The following is a 16,752-nucleotide window of genomic DNA, read 5'->3' on the forward strand; positions in this document are numbered from 1 at the left end:
GATCCTCCGTTTGGATCGCTACTGAAAAAGTCTAATCGGGTTGACGATGTCGGCGGTGATCGTCAGCAGCATGTAGCCGACCACCACCACCAAAACGAGATATGTCGCCGGCATTAACTTCATGTAGTTGACGGGAGCTCCTGCCGCGAGCCCGCGCGCCGACCGGACCATGTTGCGGAGCTTCTCGTAGGTGGCCACCGCGATGTGCCCTCCGTCGAACGGCAGCAACGGCAACAAATTGATGGCACCGAGCGCAAAGTTGAGCTGCGCCAACAGTATCCAGAACATGATCCACATGTCGTGCTCGACCGTCTCGCCGCCCATGCGGCTCGCACCGACGATGCTCATCGGAGTGTCCATCGCCCGCTCGCTGCCGGTGATGGAGTCCCAGAGGGCGCCGACCTTGGTGGGGATCTTTCCGATGGCCTTTACGGTTTCGACGGCAACGGTCCCGATGAGGTTTCCGGTAGCGGGAACCGCCGTCAATGGGTTGTAGTGCTTCTGCGGCACGTAGGTGCCCAGCGAGGCACCGACGGCACCCACCGAGATGAGCTTGCCTGCCTTCTCATCCCAGCGCTGTGTCTCGGCGACGTTGACGAGGAGCGATTGCTGCTTGCCGTCGCGGATGATCTCGAAGACCTGCGGACCGCGCAGCTCCCGGATCGCGGTGACCATGTCGCTGGATGTGCTGAGCTGCTTGCCTGCGACGGCGAGCACCTGGTCACCCTCGCGCAGGCCCCCGAGCGCCGCTGGCCCTTCCCCGGTGCACGTCGCCATGTCCTTGGGATCGGCACTCTTTTGCGCCGCCACGCAGCTCGTCTGCTTGATCTCCGGGTGTGTGGGCGCGTTGTTGTCGGGTAGACCCCAGAACAGGACGACGCCGTAGAAGACCACGATGCCGATGAGGAAGTTCATGGCCGGTCCGGCGAACAGCACCGCCACCCGTTTCCAGACCTTCTGCTTGTACATGGCACGGTCGGATTCCTCGGGAGTGAGCTGTTCCACCGAGGTCATGCCCGCGATATCACAGAAGCCACCGAGTGGGACGGCCTTGAAGCCGTACTCGATGATGTCGTTGGCACCGCGGTTGCTCTTGCGCTTGGTGGACCACAATGTCGGCCCGAATCCGACGAAGTAGCGACGCACCTTCATGCCGGTGGCCTGCGCCACCCACATGTGCCCACACTCGTGCAGCGCCACCGATACCAAGATCGCCAGCGCGAACAACGCAATTCCGATCGCGTACGCAGCCATCAGGTTCGATTTTCCTCCGCCAAGATCAATTGCGCAGCCCGCTGGTCAGCCCAGTGCTGCGCGTCGAGTACATCGTCAACGGTAGCGGGTTCTCCCGAGGTTCCCTCCCATTGGCCTGCGGCATCAAGCACATCGGCAATTGTTCGCACGATCGACCTGAATCCGATACGTCCGGCCAGGAAGGCAGCGGCCGCGGTTTCGTTGGCGGCGTTGTAGACGGCGGTCATGCATCCCCCCGCCTCTCCGGCGCTCCGGGCCAGGTCGACGGCGGGAAACACCTGCGCATCCAGTGGCTCAAACTCCCAGGTAGACGCGGTGCTGAAATCGCAGGCCGTGGCTGCGGCATTTACCCGGTCCGGCCACCCCAGCGCCAGGGCAATGGGCAGTTTCATGTCAGGCGGACTGGCCTGCGCCAGGGTCGACCCATCGGTGAATGTCACCATCGAGTGCACGATCGACTGCGGGTGAACTACGACACCGATCTGCTGGTACGGCACGTCGAACAGTAGGTGGGTCTCGATGAGTTCCAGTCCCTTGTTGACCAGCGAGGCCGAGTTGAGGGTGTTCATCGGCCCCATCGACCAGGTGGGGTGCGCTCCGGCCTGCTCCGGCGTGACGTCTTCGAGCTGCTGGGTGCTCCAGCCCCGGAACGGGCCGCCGGATGCGGTCAGGATCAGCTGTGCCACCTCGCCACGGGTGCCGCCGCGCAGGCATTGCGCCAGCGCGGAGTGCTCGGAGTCGACGGGAACGATCTGGCCGGGAGCCGCCGCCTTGGTGACCAGCGGCCCACCGGCCACCAGAGACTCCTTGTTGGCCAGCGCCAGCCGTGCCCCTGTCTTCAGCGCGGCCAGTGTCGGACGCAGACCCAAAGCTCCGACGAGCGCATTGAGCACCACGTCGGCCTCGGTGTTCTCCACCAGCTCAGTGACGGCACCAGGCCCACTCAGCACGGGTAGGTCGAGGCGTTCGGCGGCATGCTTATCGGCTACCGCGACGTTGGTGACGCCGGTGTCGTCGATCTGCTGTCGCAGCAGATCGATGTTGCCGCCGCCCGCGGCCAGGCCGACGACCTCGAAGCGCTCGGGGTTGGCGGCGATGACCTCGAGCGCCTGGGTGCCGATGGATCCGGTGCTGCCGAGCAGCAACACCCGACAAACCTCTGAACTACGTGTCACCTACATATTGTGCGGCCTGGGCTAGCCCGCGACTCCCACCGGACGGCGCAGTTCGACATTTTCCCTTCGCACGGGGTGTGCTTACCCGGGAGCTGATGGGCGTGGCACACTATGGGCTGTAGTAGACGTCTGAGATTTGGAGGGCTGGCGGTGGCCACGACTGAGGTTGTCAAGCACGACGGAGTCGATGTCGAGGACGTGCCGTCCGCAGCGTTCGGGCGTGGGCTCTCGGGCCAAAACCCCCGCATCTTCCACATCCTGGGTCTTGCCATCGCGGCCTTCTTGCTGGTGCTCCTCAAGGGCAATCACGTGGGCAAGGTGGAGGACATCTTCTGTGTCGGTTTCGCCCTCATCGTGCTGGCCTTCACCGCGAACGACTACTTCGGTCGCCGCTCGGGACGTATCCGCTAGCTAGCGCTCGGACGCGGCCAATTGGCCGCATGCGGCGGCAATCTCGCGACCTCGGGTATCACGCACCGTGCAGGAAACACCCTGCTCACGTACGCGTCGCACGAACTCACGCTCGACGGGCTTCGGGCTGGCATCCCATTGACTGCCCGGCGTCGGATTCAGCGGAATCAGGTTCACATGAACCAACTGGCCCAAAGCTTTTCGCAGCTTCTTGCCGAGCATGTCAGCGCGCCAGGGCTGATCGTTCACATCGCGGATGAGCGCGTATTCGATGGACACCCGCCGTCCGGTGATATCGGCGTAGTACCGCGCGGCATCGAGCACCTCGCTGATGGCCCACCGGGTATTGACGGGCACCAGGGTGTCGCGCAGCTCGTCGTCCGGGCAGTGCAACGACACCGCCAGAGTGACCCCTAGTCCCTCGTCGGCAAGTTTGCGAATGGCCGGCGCCAGCCCCACTGTCGAGACCGTGACACCACGCTGCGAAATACCGAATCCGTCGGGGGGCGGCGCGGTGATCTTGCGCAGCACCGTGAGCACCCGGTTGTAATTGGCCAGGGGCTCACCCATGCCCATGAAGACGATGTTCGACAACCGGCCGGGCCCGCCCGGCAGCTCGCCGTCGCGCAATGTGGCCGCGGCATCGCGAACCTGCTCCAGGATCTCGGCGGCCGAGAGGTTGCGCGTCAGTCCACCCTGGCCGGTGGCGCAGAACGGGCAGGCCATCCCGCACCCGGCCTGCGAAGAGATGCACAGCGTGTTGCGGTCGGTGTAGCGCATGAGTACGGACTCGACGGTGCTGCCGTCGTGTAAGCGCCACAAGGTCTTTCGAGTATCCCCGGAATCGCAGGCCACCTGGCGCAGCGGATGAAGCAGCCGGGGAAACAGCGCCTCGCCCACGCCATCGCGCGCACCTGCTGGAAGGTCCGTCATTGCCGCGGGGTCGCCCACCAGCCGTCCGTAGTATTGGTTGGCGATCTGCTTGGCACGAAACGCCGGAAGCCCCAATGCGGTCACAGCCTCACGCGTCTGCTCGGCCGTCATATCCGCCAGGTGACGCGGCGGCATGGCCCGACGCGGCGCGTCGAAAACCAGCGGCAGGGACCCTTTATCGGCAGACATAACCCACTTAGTATCCCAGGCTCGCGCTAGTTCCCCGAACCGGAACGTGCCCGCACATGCATTCGCTCTCCCTGGGGGCCGAAAATGTGCAATACCTCGACCGGTTTATCGGTTGGATTGCCGAACCAATGCGGGATATGCGTATCGAACTCGGCGGCCTCACCCGCGGGCAGAATAAGGTCCAGCTCGCCGAGCAGTAAGCGGACTTTTCCGGAGAGCACGTACATCCACTCATAGCCCTCATGGACCTTCAGGTTCGGTTCGCCCTTCGGCGAATGTGGCGGGATGATCTGCTTGTAGCACTGCACCCCACCGGGCCGACGTGACAGCGGCAGATAGACCGACCCATGTCGTTTGAACGGCTTGGGGTGGATGCGCGGGTCACCCGTGGCCGGTGCGTTCACCAGCTCGTCGAGCGGCACCTGGTGCGCCTCTGCCAACAGCAGTAGGAGCTCCAAAGTGGGGCGCCGCTGACCGGATTCCAGGCGCGACAAGGTGCTCTCGGAAATACCCGTCGTGTCGGACAACTGCGCCAGGGTGACCTGACGATGCAGGCGCAGCGCCCGCAGCCGGGGCCCCAACGCATCAAGTACGGCCTCTAACCGCTGATTCTGATCGTCCATACCAACCATGATGGCGGCCAAATTGCTGCTTTGGCAAGAAAGCTTGCGTGTTTCGCAGATTGGCCCCAATAGTGGTGACATGAACAAACTCTGGGACGTAGCCATCATCGGTGGCGGTGCCGCGGGCCTGTCGGCGGCCATCACCCTCGCCCGATCCCGGCGGTCGGTGGTCGTGATCGACGATCACCACCCACGCATCGCACCGGCGGACCGGGTGCACAACTACCTCGGACGCGAGTCGACTCCGCCGTCCGAGCTGTTCGGTATCGGGCGTGACGAGGCGGCACGGTACGGCACGGCCCTCCACGACGCACGCTCCACCTCGGTGTCCCACGCGGACAAACATTTCGACGTGGCGGTGGATTGGCCAGACGGCACGACCTCGACGGTGCAAGCCCGCCGCGTCCTGGTGGCCACCGGAGTGGTGGATGAACTACCCGATGTCGAGGGCCTGGCCGAGCGTTGGGGCCGTGACGTCCTGCACTGCGCCTACTGCCATGGCTGGGAGGTGCGCGATCGCGCCATCGCCGTGCTGGGCACCGGCCCACTAGCGGTGCACCACGCGCTACTCTTCCGCCAGCTCAGCGATAATGTCACTCTGTTGCGGCACAACGATTTTCCGCTATCACCCGAGGATGCGGCGCAGCTGGCTCGCCGGGACATCAGCGTCGTGGACGGCCCGGTCGCACGACTGCGAATCAGCGATGATTCGCTCACCGCAGTAGAGCTGGGAACCGGCGCCGCGCTTCCGTGTGATGCGCTGGTCGTCGCGACGGTGGTGTCGGCGCGCATCGACATGTTGGCGCCGGTTCACCTCACGGCGCAGGAAATGCGGCTCGGAGACCATCTGTTGGGGACATACCTGCCGGTCACCAGGGGAGCCACTGCGGTGCCGGGGATCTACGCCGCCGGAAACGTCACCGATATCAAGGCACAGGTCATCACATCGGCGGCGGCCGGAACCGAGGTCGCCGCAACCATCAACGCCGACCTCGCGGTCGCCGACGCCCAGGAGTTACAACATGCGTGATCACCATAACCCGCCGTCCGACGAGAAGTCGTGGGATGAGTTTTACCGGTCGCACGACGCACTATGGAGCGGGAACGCCAATCCACAACTGGTCAATGAGGTTTCGTCACTGCCGCCACGGACCGCGCTCGACGCCGGCTGCGGCGAGGGCGGTGACGCGATCTGGCTGGCTCAGAAGGGCTGGCAGGTCATCGGAATGGATTTCGCCGAGACCGCCTTGCTTCGTGCCGCCGACAATGCCACCAGAGCCGACCCTGAACTCGCCAACAGGATCACCTGGATGCAGGCCGACCTGACAACATGGCAGCCGAGTCGTCGATTCGATTTGGTGACATCGCATTTCATGCACCTGCCGACAAAGCTGCGCGAGCCGGTGTTCGCCGCGCTGGCCGCAGCAGTGGCACCGGGTGGCACCTTGCTGATCGTCGGGCACCATCCGTCGGACATGCAGGCGGCGATCGGGCGGCCGGACCTGCCCGACTGGTACTTCACCGCCGAGGACATCGCCGACACGCTCGACCCGGACCTGTGGAGCGTCCTCGTCGCCGAGTCGCGCAACCGCACATTTACGCGAGACGATGAGGAGTTCGATATCGCCGATACGGTGCTGCGGGCTCAGCGCACGGCCGCCGCAGAAGTAACCTAGGCGATCGCCGCGGCGGCGCCCGAAAGCGCCTCGCGTGCAGCCCCTTCCACCGCGGCATACACGCCGGGTTCAAGCCCGCGGCGGCCAACGACCGATAGAGTCGCCAGGTTCGCCGCGGGCATGGCCTCGACCGGGGCGATGCCGTCGGGCAGCCACCCGATGATGGGCAGCAGCGCCATTCCCAACCCGGACCGCAGACCCGCGTACAACCCGGATAAATCCGGTGATTCCCCCACAATCTGGTACTGGCGTCCCAGCGTGTGCAGCGCGCTGAACATGGGCGCACGCAGCGTGCACGGTTCGGTGAAAGTCACGACCTGCAGGGGCTCGACAGAACTCGCCTTGTAGCCACGTGCGGCTACCCACTGCAGCCGAACGGTGCCCACCGCGTTGGCCCGATCCAGGCCCGAACCGTCGAGGATGACCGCCAGATCCATGCTCCCCCGGTCCACGGATTCGGCGAGATAAAGGTTGCGATCAAACCGCACCCGCACTGACCAGTCCGGGAGATGACTGCGCAGCGCAGTGGTGATGCTGGGCAGTATCAAATCCGCGCCGTGCTCGGTGACCCCCAGAATCAGGGTGCGTTCTTGCCCGGCGATCAGATCGTCGACCGCGCTGTCGTGCGCGGCAAGGATGCGACGGGCATGCGCCAGCAGCTGCGCACCCTTATCGGTGAACACCACCCCGCGCCCCGAACGCCGGACCACCGGCTCTCCGACCGCGGCCTCCAGCTTGCGCACATGTTGACTGACTGCGGATTGGGTCAGATGCAGCACGGCCGCAGCCCGGTGGAATCCCCCGCAATCCGCCACCGCCACCAGCGACCGCAACGGTGCGATATCGAGTGTCGAACTCGCCATATTGCCACCGTAGTCCGATCACAATTCTTGATCAATATTTCTCCATGTCGGCCGATCACACGCTTCACACCGGGCTCCGCGTATCGATTGATAATGATTCATGATTGATTCTGATCAGTAATTATCGTTGGACATCGGCAGTCGAGACCGGCGACCATGGCAGGCATGCAGAAGATGCCGATGTGGTTCGCGTCGATGCTGACATTCCTCTACGCACTGGGCTACCCCGTTGGCGCGCTCGCGGTGTCCGCCATGACACCCATGCTGGTGCTGGTCGCCCGTTTCACCTTCGCCGGTCTGATCGTCGCCGCCTGGGCCCTATTGGCCAAGGCGACCTGGCCAACGGGTCGCAAACTCGGACACGTCGTCATTACCGGCCTGTTGATGCAGGCGGTGCAGTTCTGCGCGTTGTACGAGGCCCTCGAACATGGCGCGCCCGCAGTCCTGGGCGCGGTCGTCATTTCCATGAATCCTGTTGTCACCGCGGTGCTCGCAGCCCTGTTTCTGGGTGAGCGGCTCAACGCATGGCGAGTCCTTGCCCTGGTGCTCGGCATCGTCGCCGTGCTGGCCGCCTGCGCCAGCCGACTGCTCGCGACGGGCGGCGTCGACACGGTGCTGGTGCTGCTCTTGATCGCGCTGCTCGGCCTGGCCGCAGGGGGCGTGTACCAGCAGCGTTTCTGCGCTGGTGTGGATTTCCGGGTCAACTGCACCATCCAGAACGTCGCCGGGCTGGTGCCCGCCGGCGTGTTGGCCCTGCTGACGCCCACTGCCGTACATGACCCATGGAAGGCCACCTGGGCGGTGTGCGCCATGGTGGTGTTCAGCGCGGTACTCGGCATCTCCACGTACGTCCACGCGGTGAGCCGGTTCGGTGCTTCCGCGGTGGCCATGCTGTTCTGCGTCATCCCTGCCGTCGCAGGACTGTTGTCATGGGCGATTCTCGGCCAGCGTGTAGACGTCGGCATCGGTATCGGGCTAGTGCTCGGCGCACTGGCCTGCTGGCTGAACGCCCGTGCCAGCAGACCCGCCGCAGCTGAGAAGAATCCCGCAATCGAGGTGGCGGCCGCCGCGCCTACCCGTCAGTCGGTGGCAGCCAGCTAGCCTGGCTGCATGCGTGCCCTGTTACACGGCGGTCTGATCATGCTGGGAGCGGCGCTCCTGGTCGCAGGATGCTCGAAGGGAGCCTCGGTCTCTCCGACCACTCCCTCATCCAGCACACCAACGTCAAGCAGCACCACAAGCAAGGCCCCCACGACGACCACCACCACGACGACTCCCATCGAATTGCCGGAGCCCGTCGCCGGTACGCCATACGACGCTGTGGCGCAGTGGATTTCCAAGGGAGCGCCGGTGAATGCCACCAACTTTCACTCGGCGACCAGCCAGGACGGCCAGAAGACCGATCTCGGGGAAAATGTCGCGTTCAAGACTCCGTCGGGCAAGACGCGATGCATGACGAGCAACATCGAGCCCGGCACACTGTCCTGCCTGGTCAACCTCACGAATCCGCCAAAGCGGCCCGCCGGCACCGAGGGCAACTGGGTCGGCGGATGGACAGATTTCAATGGCCAGCAGGTCACCGTGGGCGGGCTCCACGGCGACCCAGGTCCCTTCCAAAGCGGCGACGGAAACCCACTCGACTACGGCGGCCGCCTGACGTTCGGGGACTTCGCTTGCCGCAGTGAGACTTCCGGATTGTTCTGCGCGAACACCAAAACCAAGTCCGCCATTCGGGTCAGTGATGCCGGGGTCGAGCCCTTCGGTTGCTTGAAGGAGATCACCCCATCGGACGGCAGCGGCCGGGAATTCAGCTGCTAGCTCAGCGCCCGGGCCAGATACTCCTCACCGCGCGGCGAGAGCCGATAGCCCACCGGCAGACTCAGGGTCAGACCCAGGTTCTTGAGTTTGCGCACGTGCACCTTGAACGTCGCTAAATCGGGCCAGCGGGAGCAAGATTCGAGGTCTTTGGCACGCACCTGCGGCCGCTGGGCGATCTCCCGCAGCACCTCGCGAGTCCACGGTCCCGGCGCGGCGCTGCGGTCCATCCGATTCAATCGCGCGTCGATAGTGGCGATGTCGGCATCCGAGAGCGCCACCGCGGAGGCCAGCTCCGCACGCGGATCGGCCATCGCTATCTTCCGAAACGCCAAGCGGTACAAAGGATCGTTTCCGCTCGCACCGACATCGCTTCGCGCTGCCGCGGCTGAGGGATAACCGGCTAGTAGCGCGTCGGCATCGTCGATGTCGCGCGCCGTGATCTCATCGACAGCATCGACCTCGATGAAATCGAACTCGGTCATGGAACGAATGCGATCCGAGCCGACGCGGTAACGACCACCGATCTTCACCTGTGGGCGCTTCCAGCGCCGGTAAGCCACCGAAATGGTGCCATCGTGAATTCCGGCCCGCAGCCTGGGCTCGAAGAGCATTAGACCCCCAGGTGTGAGCCGTAGAGCTCTTCGAGGGCTCGCCAATGCCGTTCGGCCGCCGCCTCGTCGTAGGTGGCGTTGTCCGTGACAGCGAAGCCGTGCCGAGCGGGATATATCTCGATGGTGTGTCGCACCCCGGCTTCGGTCAGCACCTGCGCCAGGAGCTGCTCCTGCTCGGGAGGAAAGGAGGCGTCTTGCTCTGCGGCGGCAACCAGCACGACACCGGTGATCCGGTCGGCGAGGTGGTGCGGACTATTCGGGTCGTCGGCCTTGGCCAGGTTGCCACCGTGGAATGACGCGGCGGCGCCCACCCGGGGAGCGTGAGTCGCCGCTACTCGCAACGAGATCCGCCCTCCCATGCAGTATCCGGTCAGACCTACCGTGTCGCCCGTGACCTCGGGCTGCCTGCTGAGGAAATCCAGAAAGGCCGCCGCGTCGGCGTCGATGCGCTCAGGAGTGAGCGTGGCCATCGTCGCGAAGAGGCGGCCACGCTCCTGCGGGTCACCGAACGCTGTCGCCAGATCGAATGGTTTCCAATCACCTTCGCGGTAGTAGACGTCGGGCACCAGTGCGACGTATCCGAGCCCTGCGAGGCGGTCTCCCATCTCGCGCATGACCTCGCGGGCACCACCGGCATCGGGGTAGAGGATGACAGCGGGGCCGGGCTGGTCCGGTAGGTGAACAGTGCCGGGGCATTGCCCGTCGGGTGTCGGGATCTGAACGTCACGACGAGACATGTGTCCATCAAACCAGCCACCCGTGCGGGTAGCTACTGCACTGGTATCTTGAGCCTCATTGATCCGTCAATGACCAGGGGGAAATCTGATGGCCGTCACCAGCACGCTGTCGACGTCGTGGCAAATCTTCAAGACATCCGCGAAGGTGCTGAGCTCACGCAAGGAGCTCGTCTTCTTCCCGATTTTGTCCGGGCTCACCGCGTTGCTTGTGCTCATCGGAATGGTGACCCTCGGCGTCCTGCTACTGCCCGCGACGACCGGCGATTCGGTGCCGCCGCTCTTTTACCCGGTCTTCGCCGTCGGGTACTTCGTGTTGATGTACGTCGCGACGTTCTGGCAGGCGGCGCTCATCTCGCAGGCGAACATCGCGCTGGAGGGTGGGGACCCGAGCGTCGCCGGGGGGATATCGGCAGCAGCCCAGCGCGGCGGACGCCTGCTCCCCTGGGTTCTTATCACCGGTGTCGTCTCGTGGATCATCAGCGCCATCGAGGAGCGGGTGCCGTTCGTCGGACGATTACTGGACGTCGCCTGGCGGGTGGTTTCCTTCCAGGTGCTGCCCACGATCGTGCTGCAGAATCTCGGCGCGATCGACGCCGTCAAGAAGACCAAGGAAACGCTCAAGAACGCCTGGGGCCAGAACGTCGTTGGCGTCGTGGGCCTGAACTTTTTCACGGCAATGCTGACGCTGCCCGGGGCCGGGTTGATCTATCTGGGAGTCGCCGCGAATGTCACCGCGGTGACGGGCGTGCTCGCGGCACTCGGTGCGCTGTGGATCCTGGCGGGCTCCATCATCGGAGCCGCACTCACCGGGATCTTTCAGACCGCCCTGTATCGGTTCACCGTTGATGGCCATGTGCCGGGACCGTTCGCCGGAGTAGACCTGCGTCAGGCGCTCAAGACCCGGTAGACACACCGGCACGGCCGCCTGCGCCATCTCGGGTTCAGGTGGCGCGTGTCACTCTTCCTTACACCTCAGGTGTCACACTGGTAACTTAATGTACCGAGGGTAACTTAAGTGTCAGGGGATTCGGTGTGGCCTCTTCCAACGCGCTGTCAACATCGTGGGGCATTTTCAAGACATCGATACGCCTCCTGCGCCGCCACAAGACGCTCGCACTCTTCCCCGTCGCCGCCGGAATCAACGCCGCGCTCTTCATCGTGGTCTTGATAACCCTCGGACTTCTACTACCGCCGGGCATCGACAAGACAGCGCCGCAGTTCGTCCGTGCCGCGCTGACTATCGACTACCTCATCTTGTGGTACCTCGTGATGTTCTGGCTCACGGCCCTCATGACACAGGTGGACGCCGCACTGGAGGATCGAAAGCCGATCTTCGCCAACGGTTTCCGGACGGCAGCCCGCTACCGCAGGCGGCTGATCCCCTGGGTTCTCATCGATGCGGCCGTCACCTGGGGCATCGGTGTCATCGACGAGAATCTCCTATACGTCGGGAGCCTCGTGCACGTTCTCTTTATCGGACGTTTTCTCGATCTCGTCTGGCGCGCAGTCTCATTCCAGGTGCTTCCGACAATAGTTTTGCAAGACGCCCACACCACGGATGCCGTCAAGGCCTCCAAGAGCGCCCTGCGGCGCATGCTGGCCAAGAATGTCCTAGCCCAGGTGGGTCTTCGTATCTTCGCCCTCGTGCTGGTACTGCCGGGTGCGGCTTTGCTTTTCGCCGCCGCCGCAGTGGGCCAAGGAGTGCTCGCCGGCCTCCTCGGACTGTGCGGTGGCCTTTGGGTCGCGGTCGCAGTCTTGACCGCCGTGACCGTCAGCGGGATTTATCAAACGGTGCTGTACCGAAGCGCAGCCGCGTCGAGCACAACCTAGATAAAGAGCGTCAACACAATCCAGGTGGCCACCGCGGAGGGCAGCAACGAGTCCAGACGGTCCATGATGCCGCCGTGTCCGGGCAGCAGCGTACCCATGTCCTTGATGCCCAAGTCGCGCTTGACCTGGGACTCGACCAAGTCGCCGAGCGTTCCCGTGATGACGAGCATGATGCCCAGTGCGACACCGACAAAGGGATGGTGTCCCAGCAGGAAGGTGACCGCCAGGGTCGACGCGGTCGTGCCCACCAGGAGCGAGCCCGCCAGGCCCTCCCAAGACTTCTTGGGACTGATTGCGGGTGCCATCGGATGCTTACCGAACAGCACACCGGCCGCGTACCCACCGATATCGGAGAAGGTGACCCCGAGCATGAGGCAGAAGACCTGCTCAGCACCATTTTCCGGGTAGACCAGAAGCGCGCCGAAGGACGCGAACAGCGGGATCCACGCGGCGACGAACACCGTGATGGCGACATCGCGCAGATAGTTCACCGGCTGCTGGTTCAGCCCGTGCCCGACCAGGCGCCAGATCATGCAGACCACGACCGTAGCGCCAAACGCACCCAACGCTCCGGCGGTTCCCCACGGCCAGGTCAGCCAGATCATGGCCTGCCCACCGACGAAGAGCGGGATGAACGGCACCGAGATATCGGCCTGGCGCAGCCGCTTGGTCACCTCCCACATCGCGATTCCAAGGAAAACCGAGATGATGCCGACCCAGATCTCCTTCTGGTACAGCAGCGAGAAAATGATCATGGCGGCGAGAACAGCACCGACGCCGATAGCCGCCGGCAAGTTGCGTCCGGCCCGGGACTTCGTCCCCGAAGGGGGTGCAGGGCTGTTGCCGGGGGCCGGAGCCGCGTCGGTATCTCCCATGGTCGTCATTACCGGGGGCCCTAGACCTCCAGTAACTCGCCTTCTTTGTGCTTCACCAACTCATCGATCTGAGTCACGTACTGGGAGGTGGTCTTGTCCAGATCCTTTTCTGCGCGGCCCACTTCGTCCTCGCCGGCCTCGCCGTCCTTCTTGATCCGGTTCAGTTCGTCATTGGCCTTACGCCGGATGTTGCGCAGGGTCACCTTGGCGTCCTCGCCCTTGCCCTTGGCCTGCTTGACGAGCTCGCGACGACGTTCCTCGGTGAGCTGCGGAATGGCAACGCGAATGATGCTGCCGTCGTTGCTCGGGTTCAGACCCAGGTCCGAGTTGCGGATCGCCTCCTCGATGGCCTTGAGCTGATTGGCCTCGTACGGCTTGATGACCACCAGGCGAGCCTCGGGCACGTTGATGCCGGCGATCTGCGTGATGGGGGTGATTGTGCCGTAGTAGTCGATGACAACCCGCTGAAACATTCCAGGGTTGGCACGGCCCGTGCGAATCGTCGCGAAGTCATCGCGGGCGACCGACACGGCCTTTTCCATCTTCTCCTCGGCGTCGAGAAGAACCTCGTCAATCACGATTGATCTCCCATCGGGTCTGATGATCTTCGCGCAAGCGGCTCATCATGGTGTTACCAGCGTTCCGATCTTCTCACCTGCGACCGCCCTGGCGATATTGCCTTCGGTAAGCAGGTTGAACACCAAGATTGGCATCCGATTGTCCATACAGAGGCTGAACGCGGTGGCATCGGCGACCTGCAGTCCGCGATCAATGACCTCACGGTGCGTGATCTCCGGCAGGAACTCGGCGTCAGGATTGGCGCGCGGGTCATCGGTGAAGATGCCATCGACCGCCTTGGCCATCAGCACTACCTCGGCGCCGATCTCCAGCGCGCGCTGTGCCGCGGTGGTATCGGTGGAGAAATACGGCAATCCCATGCCGGCACCGAAGATGACAACGCGACCCTTCTCCAGATGCCTCCTGGCCCGCAGCGGAATGTACGGTTCGGCGACTTGTCCCATGGTGATGGCCGTCTGCACGCGCGTGACAATGCCTTCCTTTTCCAGGAAGTCTTGCAGCGCAAGGCTATTCATGACAGTACCGAGCATGCCCATGTAGTCCGAGCGCGTCCGTTCCATCCCGCGCTGCTGCAGCTGCGCACCGCGGAAGAAGTTGCCACCGCCGATGACAACCGCCACCTCGGCACCGCTGCGGACCACCTCGGCAATTTGGCTGGCCACTCTGTGGACAACATCCGGGTCAAGACCGACAGCTCCCCCGCCGAACATCTCGCCGCCGAGCTTGAGCAGCACCCGCTTATATCCGGTGCGGCTCACATCGCGAGTCATCACGCCTCCTCGGTACGGGTTCGACAAAGCCGGTGCACAAAACTCAGCCATCGGGCCCGCTGCTTCCGCTCATCGCGCAAGCGGCTCATCAGAAGGCCGCGACGGCGGTGTCTATCCTGCCCTATTGGGCGACGCTCGTTGGCACGACCCGGCGAACCGCGCCGGGGCCGACTGTGGTTTCGGTGAGGCCGACGAGAGCTTGCGGCAACGGCGCCATGTGCAGCACACCCAGGCGCTGTGTGGCGCGGGTGAGCGCCACATAGAGTTCGGCCGCACCTCGCGGCCCATCCGCCAGAATCCGTTCCGGCTCCACAACCAGCACGGCGTCGAACTCCAGCCCCTTGGTCTCGGAGGCGGGCACCGTGCCGGGTACGCCGGGTGGCCCGATCACCACACTGGTGCCCTCCCGAGAATCTTCGTCACGCGTGAATTCCTCGATGGCTTTTGATAATTCGCCCTCGGTGAGATGCCTTGACCAGGGGCGCACGCCACAGGAGCGGACGGATTCGGGCGGCTGGACGCCCGGTGCGAACTCGGCAAGTAGCGCCGCGGCGACGGCCATGATCTCGGCCGGGGTGCGGTAGTTCACCGATAACGACCGGTACAGCCAGCGTCCCGGCACATACGGGGCCAGAATCGCGTCCCAGGAGGTGGCACCGGCCACCGATCGGCGTTGAGCCAGGTCGCCGACCACCGTGAACGAGCGGCTTGGACACCGGCGCATCAAGACTCGCCAGTCCATTTCGGACAGCTCCTGCGCCTCGTCGATCACGATGTGCCCGTACGTCCAGTCCCGGTCTGCCGACGCGCGTTCGACCAGGTCGCGGGTGTCACGTTCGGTGAATCGTTCCGCGAGGTCCTCGGCGCCGAGCAGATCGGTGGCGAAGAGGTGGTCTTCGTCGTCCATCATGTCTTCGCGGCCGGTCATCAGGTCCAGCACCCCGGCCGCGTACTCGGCCTCGGCCCTGCGCTCCTGTTCAGCCGCCTCCTCCGCGGCCTTATCGCGGCCCACCAGGTCGACAAGCTCATCGAGCAGGGGTACGTCTGAAACCGTCCATGCGTCACCGACAGGGCGTGCCAGTGCCGGATCCGCACCGGCAGCGCGCAGCCGCTCCGGTGAGGTGTACAGCTCCGACAAGAGCATCTCCGGCGTCAGCATCGGCCATAGCTCATCGAGCGCGGCGGCGAATCCCTCGTGATCCCCGAGTTCATCCAGCAGCTCCGCGCGCAGGTGCTCCCAGGCCTTGCGATCCTCGCGTGTGAGCCACCCCTTGCCGATGCGTGGGATCGCCCGCTCGGTAATCGCCCACGTCAGTACGTCGGTGAAGACCGTCCGCGCCTCGTTGTGCGGGAGCCTGCTCGCACGCGCCTCCTCGATGGCCCACTGCGCGATATCGGCATCGATGCGCACCGAGACATCGGTGAGCTGGATGCGCAGTGGTTCCACGGGGGTCCGCTGCCGGTCCGCGACCGCAGCCGCGAGCACATCGAGAATCTGCAGCGAGCCCTTGAGCCGCGCGGCTTCCGCTCCGTCCTCCGCCGTCACCTTCAGACCGGGCAGCAGATCTCCCGCCGTCGTGAACACCACGTTGGTCTCACCCAACGACGGCAGGACCCGCGAAATATGGCTGAGGAAGGCCGCATTCGGACCGACAACTAACACACCGTGGCGTTCCATCCGCTTGCGCTGGGTGTACAGCAGGTAGGCGACGCGGTGCAGCGCCACGACGGTTTTGCCCGTGCCGGGACCGCCCTCGATGACCAGCACACCGGGATGATCGAGCCGGATGATCCGGTCCTGCTCGGCCTGGATCGTCGCCACGATGTCGCGCATGCCGTTGCCGCGCGGTGCGTTGACGGCTGCGAGCAGCGCCGCATCACTCATGCTCCCGCGCTCGCCGTCGCGGTCTTCACCATCGGGACGACCGAGGATTTCGTCGGAGAACGCATCGACGTGACGTCCCCGAGTCCGAAATTGGCGCCGACGCCGAGTGTTTTCCGGGTTGGCCCCGGTGGCTATGTAGAAGGCCTGCGCTGCCGGAGCCCGCCAATCGATCAACAGTGGTTCGTAGTCGTTCGTCTCGTCCAGAAGACCGATGCGTCCGACGTAGGAGCGCTCTCCAGACACTGCATCCAGCCGACCGAAGCACAGTCCGTCGTCGGCGACGTCCAAGCGTTGTGCCTGACTGGCCAGTGCGCGCACCTCGTCGTCGCGCTCGACCATTGCCGCGCCGTTCTGCTGATCGACGGGCGCTCGCAGGGTGCTGCGGTATCGCCCCTTAACGCGCGCACGTTCGGCGTCGAGCCGCACATAGAGCCCAGCGATGTACTCCCGCTCGGATTCCAGTTCTTCCTCGTATGTCGTCAACTGGACTTCCCCGTTTCCGTTCTCATTCATGGCATCTGAC

18 protein-coding genes are annotated in these 16,752 nt (G+C 64.4%); 7 read left to right on the plus strand and 11 right to left on the minus strand.

The features are described 5' to 3' along the window. Window positions 1-18: 18 nt before the first annotated feature. Both BB28_RS15710 and dxr read right to left on the minus strand, forming a co-directional pair. Complete coding sequence (locus BB28_RS15710) at window positions 19-1,254, minus strand: M50 family metallopeptidase (protein WP_046254170.1); 1,236 nt, start codon at window positions 1,252-1,254, stop codon at window positions 19-21. Next, window positions 1,254-2,429, minus strand: coding sequence for a 1-deoxy-D-xylulose-5-phosphate reductoisomerase (gene dxr / locus BB28_RS15715; protein WP_046254171.1), 1,176 nt, complete (start codon window positions 2,427-2,429; stop codon window positions 1,254-1,256). Before dxr ends, BB28_RS15710 begins: the two co-directional genes overlap by 1 nt. A 150-nt stretch (window positions 2,430-2,579) precedes the next feature. Between dxr and BB28_RS15720 the strand changes: the two genes are divergently transcribed. After that, entirely contained in the window at window positions 2,580-2,840 is a 261-nt protein-coding gene (locus BB28_RS15720) for a DUF2631 domain-containing protein (protein WP_046254172.1), read from the plus strand. Here the strand turns inward: BB28_RS15720 and rlmN are convergent, their stop codons facing one another. Together rlmN and BB28_RS15730 are read right to left on the minus strand one after the other, a co-directional pair. Then, window positions 2,841-3,962, minus strand: a complete 1,122-nt coding sequence (rlmN, locus tag BB28_RS15725) for a dual-specificity RNA methyltransferase RlmN (RefSeq protein ID WP_046254173.1) — start codon at window positions 3,960-3,962, stop codon at window positions 2,841-2,843. Window positions 3,963-3,988: 26 nt separating this feature from the next. Beyond that, window positions 3,989-4,594: a helix-turn-helix domain-containing protein gene (locus BB28_RS15730; RefSeq protein ID WP_030093991.1), complete on the minus strand. Its 606-nt coding sequence runs from the start codon at window positions 4,592-4,594 to the stop codon at window positions 3,989-3,991. 70 nt (window positions 4,595-4,664) lie between these two features. On the opposite strand from BB28_RS15730, the gene BB28_RS15735 reads away from it, so the two are divergent. After that, complete coding sequence (locus BB28_RS15735; protein WP_046255891.1) at window positions 4,665-5,615, plus strand: NAD(P)/FAD-dependent oxidoreductase; 951 nt, start codon at window positions 4,665-4,667, stop codon at window positions 5,613-5,615. Further along, window positions 5,608-6,261 carry a class I SAM-dependent methyltransferase gene (locus tag BB28_RS15740; protein WP_046254174.1) on the plus strand — a complete coding sequence of 218 codons (654 nt, stop codon included), beginning with the start codon at window positions 5,608-5,610 and terminating at the stop codon, window positions 6,259-6,261. The genes BB28_RS15735 and BB28_RS15740 overlap by 8 nt, the downstream gene beginning before the upstream one ends. Here the strand turns inward: BB28_RS15740 and BB28_RS15745 are convergent. Next, a complete protein-coding gene (locus BB28_RS15745; RefSeq protein ID WP_046254175.1) occupies window positions 6,258-7,124 on the minus strand; it encodes a LysR family transcriptional regulator in 867 nt (288 codons plus the stop codon). The genes BB28_RS15740 and BB28_RS15745 overlap by 4 nt on opposite strands. A gap of 165 nt (window positions 7,125-7,289) precedes the next feature. Here BB28_RS15745 and BB28_RS15750 point away from each other — a divergent pair, with 165 nt between their 5' ends. Beyond that, a complete protein-coding gene (locus BB28_RS15750; protein WP_046255892.1) occupies window positions 7,290-8,225 on the plus strand; it encodes a DMT family transporter in 936 nt (311 codons plus the stop codon). A 9-nt stretch (window positions 8,226-8,234) separates the two neighbouring features. Beyond that, a complete protein-coding gene (locus tag BB28_RS15755; protein ID WP_052740252.1) occupies window positions 8,235-8,942 on the plus strand; it encodes a hypothetical protein in 708 nt (235 codons plus the stop codon). Here BB28_RS15755 and BB28_RS15760 read toward each other — a convergent pair. Continuing rightward, window positions 8,939-9,553, minus strand: a complete 615-nt coding sequence (locus BB28_RS15760; protein ID WP_046254176.1) for an ASCH domain-containing protein — start codon at window positions 9,551-9,553, stop codon at window positions 8,939-8,941. The two genes, BB28_RS15755 and BB28_RS15760, sit on opposite strands and share 4 nt — an antisense overlap. Further along, window positions 9,553-10,290, minus strand: a complete 738-nt coding sequence (locus BB28_RS15765; RefSeq protein WP_046254177.1) for a dienelactone hydrolase family protein — start codon at window positions 10,288-10,290, stop codon at window positions 9,553-9,555. Before BB28_RS15765 ends, BB28_RS15760 begins: the two co-directional genes overlap by 1 nt. Before the next feature lie 88 nt (window positions 10,291-10,378). Between BB28_RS15765 and BB28_RS15770 the strand changes: the two genes are divergently transcribed. Next, a complete protein-coding gene (locus BB28_RS15770) occupies window positions 10,379-11,197 on the plus strand; it encodes a DUF6159 family protein (RefSeq protein ID WP_046254178.1) in 819 nt (272 codons plus the stop codon). A 125-nt stretch (window positions 11,198-11,322) separates the two neighbouring features. Then, window positions 11,323-12,120, plus strand: a complete 798-nt coding sequence (locus BB28_RS15775) for a hypothetical protein (protein WP_046254179.1) — start codon at window positions 11,323-11,325, stop codon at window positions 12,118-12,120. Here the strand turns inward: BB28_RS15775 and BB28_RS15780 are convergent. The 4 genes from BB28_RS15780 to helR form a co-directional block, all read right to left on the minus strand. Further along, window positions 12,117-12,995, minus strand: a complete 879-nt coding sequence (locus BB28_RS15780) for a phosphatidate cytidylyltransferase (RefSeq protein WP_078322223.1) — start codon at window positions 12,993-12,995, stop codon at window positions 12,117-12,119. The genes BB28_RS15775 and BB28_RS15780 overlap by 4 nt on opposite strands. Window positions 12,996-13,015: 20 nt before the next feature. Next, complete coding sequence (frr, locus tag BB28_RS15785; RefSeq protein WP_030094002.1) at window positions 13,016-13,573, minus strand: ribosome recycling factor; 558 nt, start codon at window positions 13,571-13,573, stop codon at window positions 13,016-13,018. Window positions 13,574-13,618: 45 nt separating this feature from the next. Next, window positions 13,619-14,344, minus strand: a complete 726-nt coding sequence (gene pyrH / locus BB28_RS15790; protein WP_030094003.1) for a UMP kinase — start codon at window positions 14,342-14,344, stop codon at window positions 13,619-13,621. 121 nt (window positions 14,345-14,465) lie between these two features. Next, on the minus strand, window positions 14,466-16,742 hold the full coding sequence (helR, locus tag BB28_RS15795) for an RNA polymerase recycling motor ATPase HelR (RefSeq protein ID WP_046254181.1): 2,277 nt from the start codon (window positions 16,740-16,742) through the stop codon (window positions 14,466-14,468). Between the last annotated feature and the right edge of the window lie 10 nt (window positions 16,743-16,752).

The organism is Mycobacteroides chelonae CCUG 47445 (genome assembly GCF_001632805.1).
GTDB classification, from domain to species: domain Bacteria; phylum Actinomycetota; class Actinomycetes; order Mycobacteriales; family Mycobacteriaceae; genus Mycobacterium; species Mycobacterium chelonae.

Coding starts and splice junctions, on each gene's coding strand:
- BB28_RS15710 (WP_046254170.1), bottom strand. CDS start 1,254: ATGGCTGCGTACGCGATCGGAATTGCGTTGTTCGCGCTGGCGATCTTG.
- rlmN (WP_046254173.1), bottom strand. CDS start 3,962: ATGTCTGCCGATAAAGGGTCCCTGCCGCTGGTTTTCGACGCGCCGCGT.
- BB28_RS15730 (WP_030093991.1), bottom strand. CDS start 4,594: ATGGTTGGTATGGACGATCAGAATCAGCGGTTAGAGGCCGTACTTGAT.
- BB28_RS15735 (WP_046255891.1), top strand. CDS start 4,665: ATGAACAAACTCTGGGACGTAGCCATCATCGGTGGCGGTGCCGCGGGC.
- BB28_RS15740 (WP_046254174.1), top strand. CDS start 5,608: ATGCGTGATCACCATAACCCGCCGTCCGACGAGAAGTCGTGGGATGAG.
- BB28_RS15745 (WP_046254175.1), bottom strand. CDS start 7,124: ATGGCGAGTTCGACACTCGATATCGCACCGTTGCGGTCGCTGGTGGCG.
- BB28_RS15750 (WP_046255892.1), top strand. CDS start 7,290: ATGCAGAAGATGCCGATGTGGTTCGCGTCGATGCTGACATTCCTCTAC.
- BB28_RS15755 (WP_052740252.1), top strand. CDS start 8,235: ATGCGTGCCCTGTTACACGGCGGTCTGATCATGCTGGGAGCGGCGCTC.
- BB28_RS15760 (WP_046254176.1), bottom strand. CDS start 9,553: ATGCTCTTCGAGCCCAGGCTGCGGGCCGGAATTCACGATGGCACCATT.
- BB28_RS15765 (WP_046254177.1), bottom strand. CDS start 10,290: ATGTCTCGTCGTGACGTTCAGATCCCGACACCCGACGGGCAATGCCCC.
- BB28_RS15770 (WP_046254178.1), top strand. CDS start 10,379: ATGGCCGTCACCAGCACGCTGTCGACGTCGTGGCAAATCTTCAAGACA.
- BB28_RS15780 (WP_078322223.1), bottom strand. CDS start 12,995: ATGGGAGATACCGACGCGGCTCCGGCCCCCGGCAACAGCCCTGCACCC.
- pyrH (WP_030094003.1), bottom strand. CDS start 14,344: ATGACTCGCGATGTGAGCCGCACCGGATATAAGCGGGTGCTGCTCAAG.
- helR (WP_046254181.1), bottom strand. CDS start 16,742: ATGAATGAGAACGGAAACGGGGAAGTCCAGTTGACGACATACGAGGAA.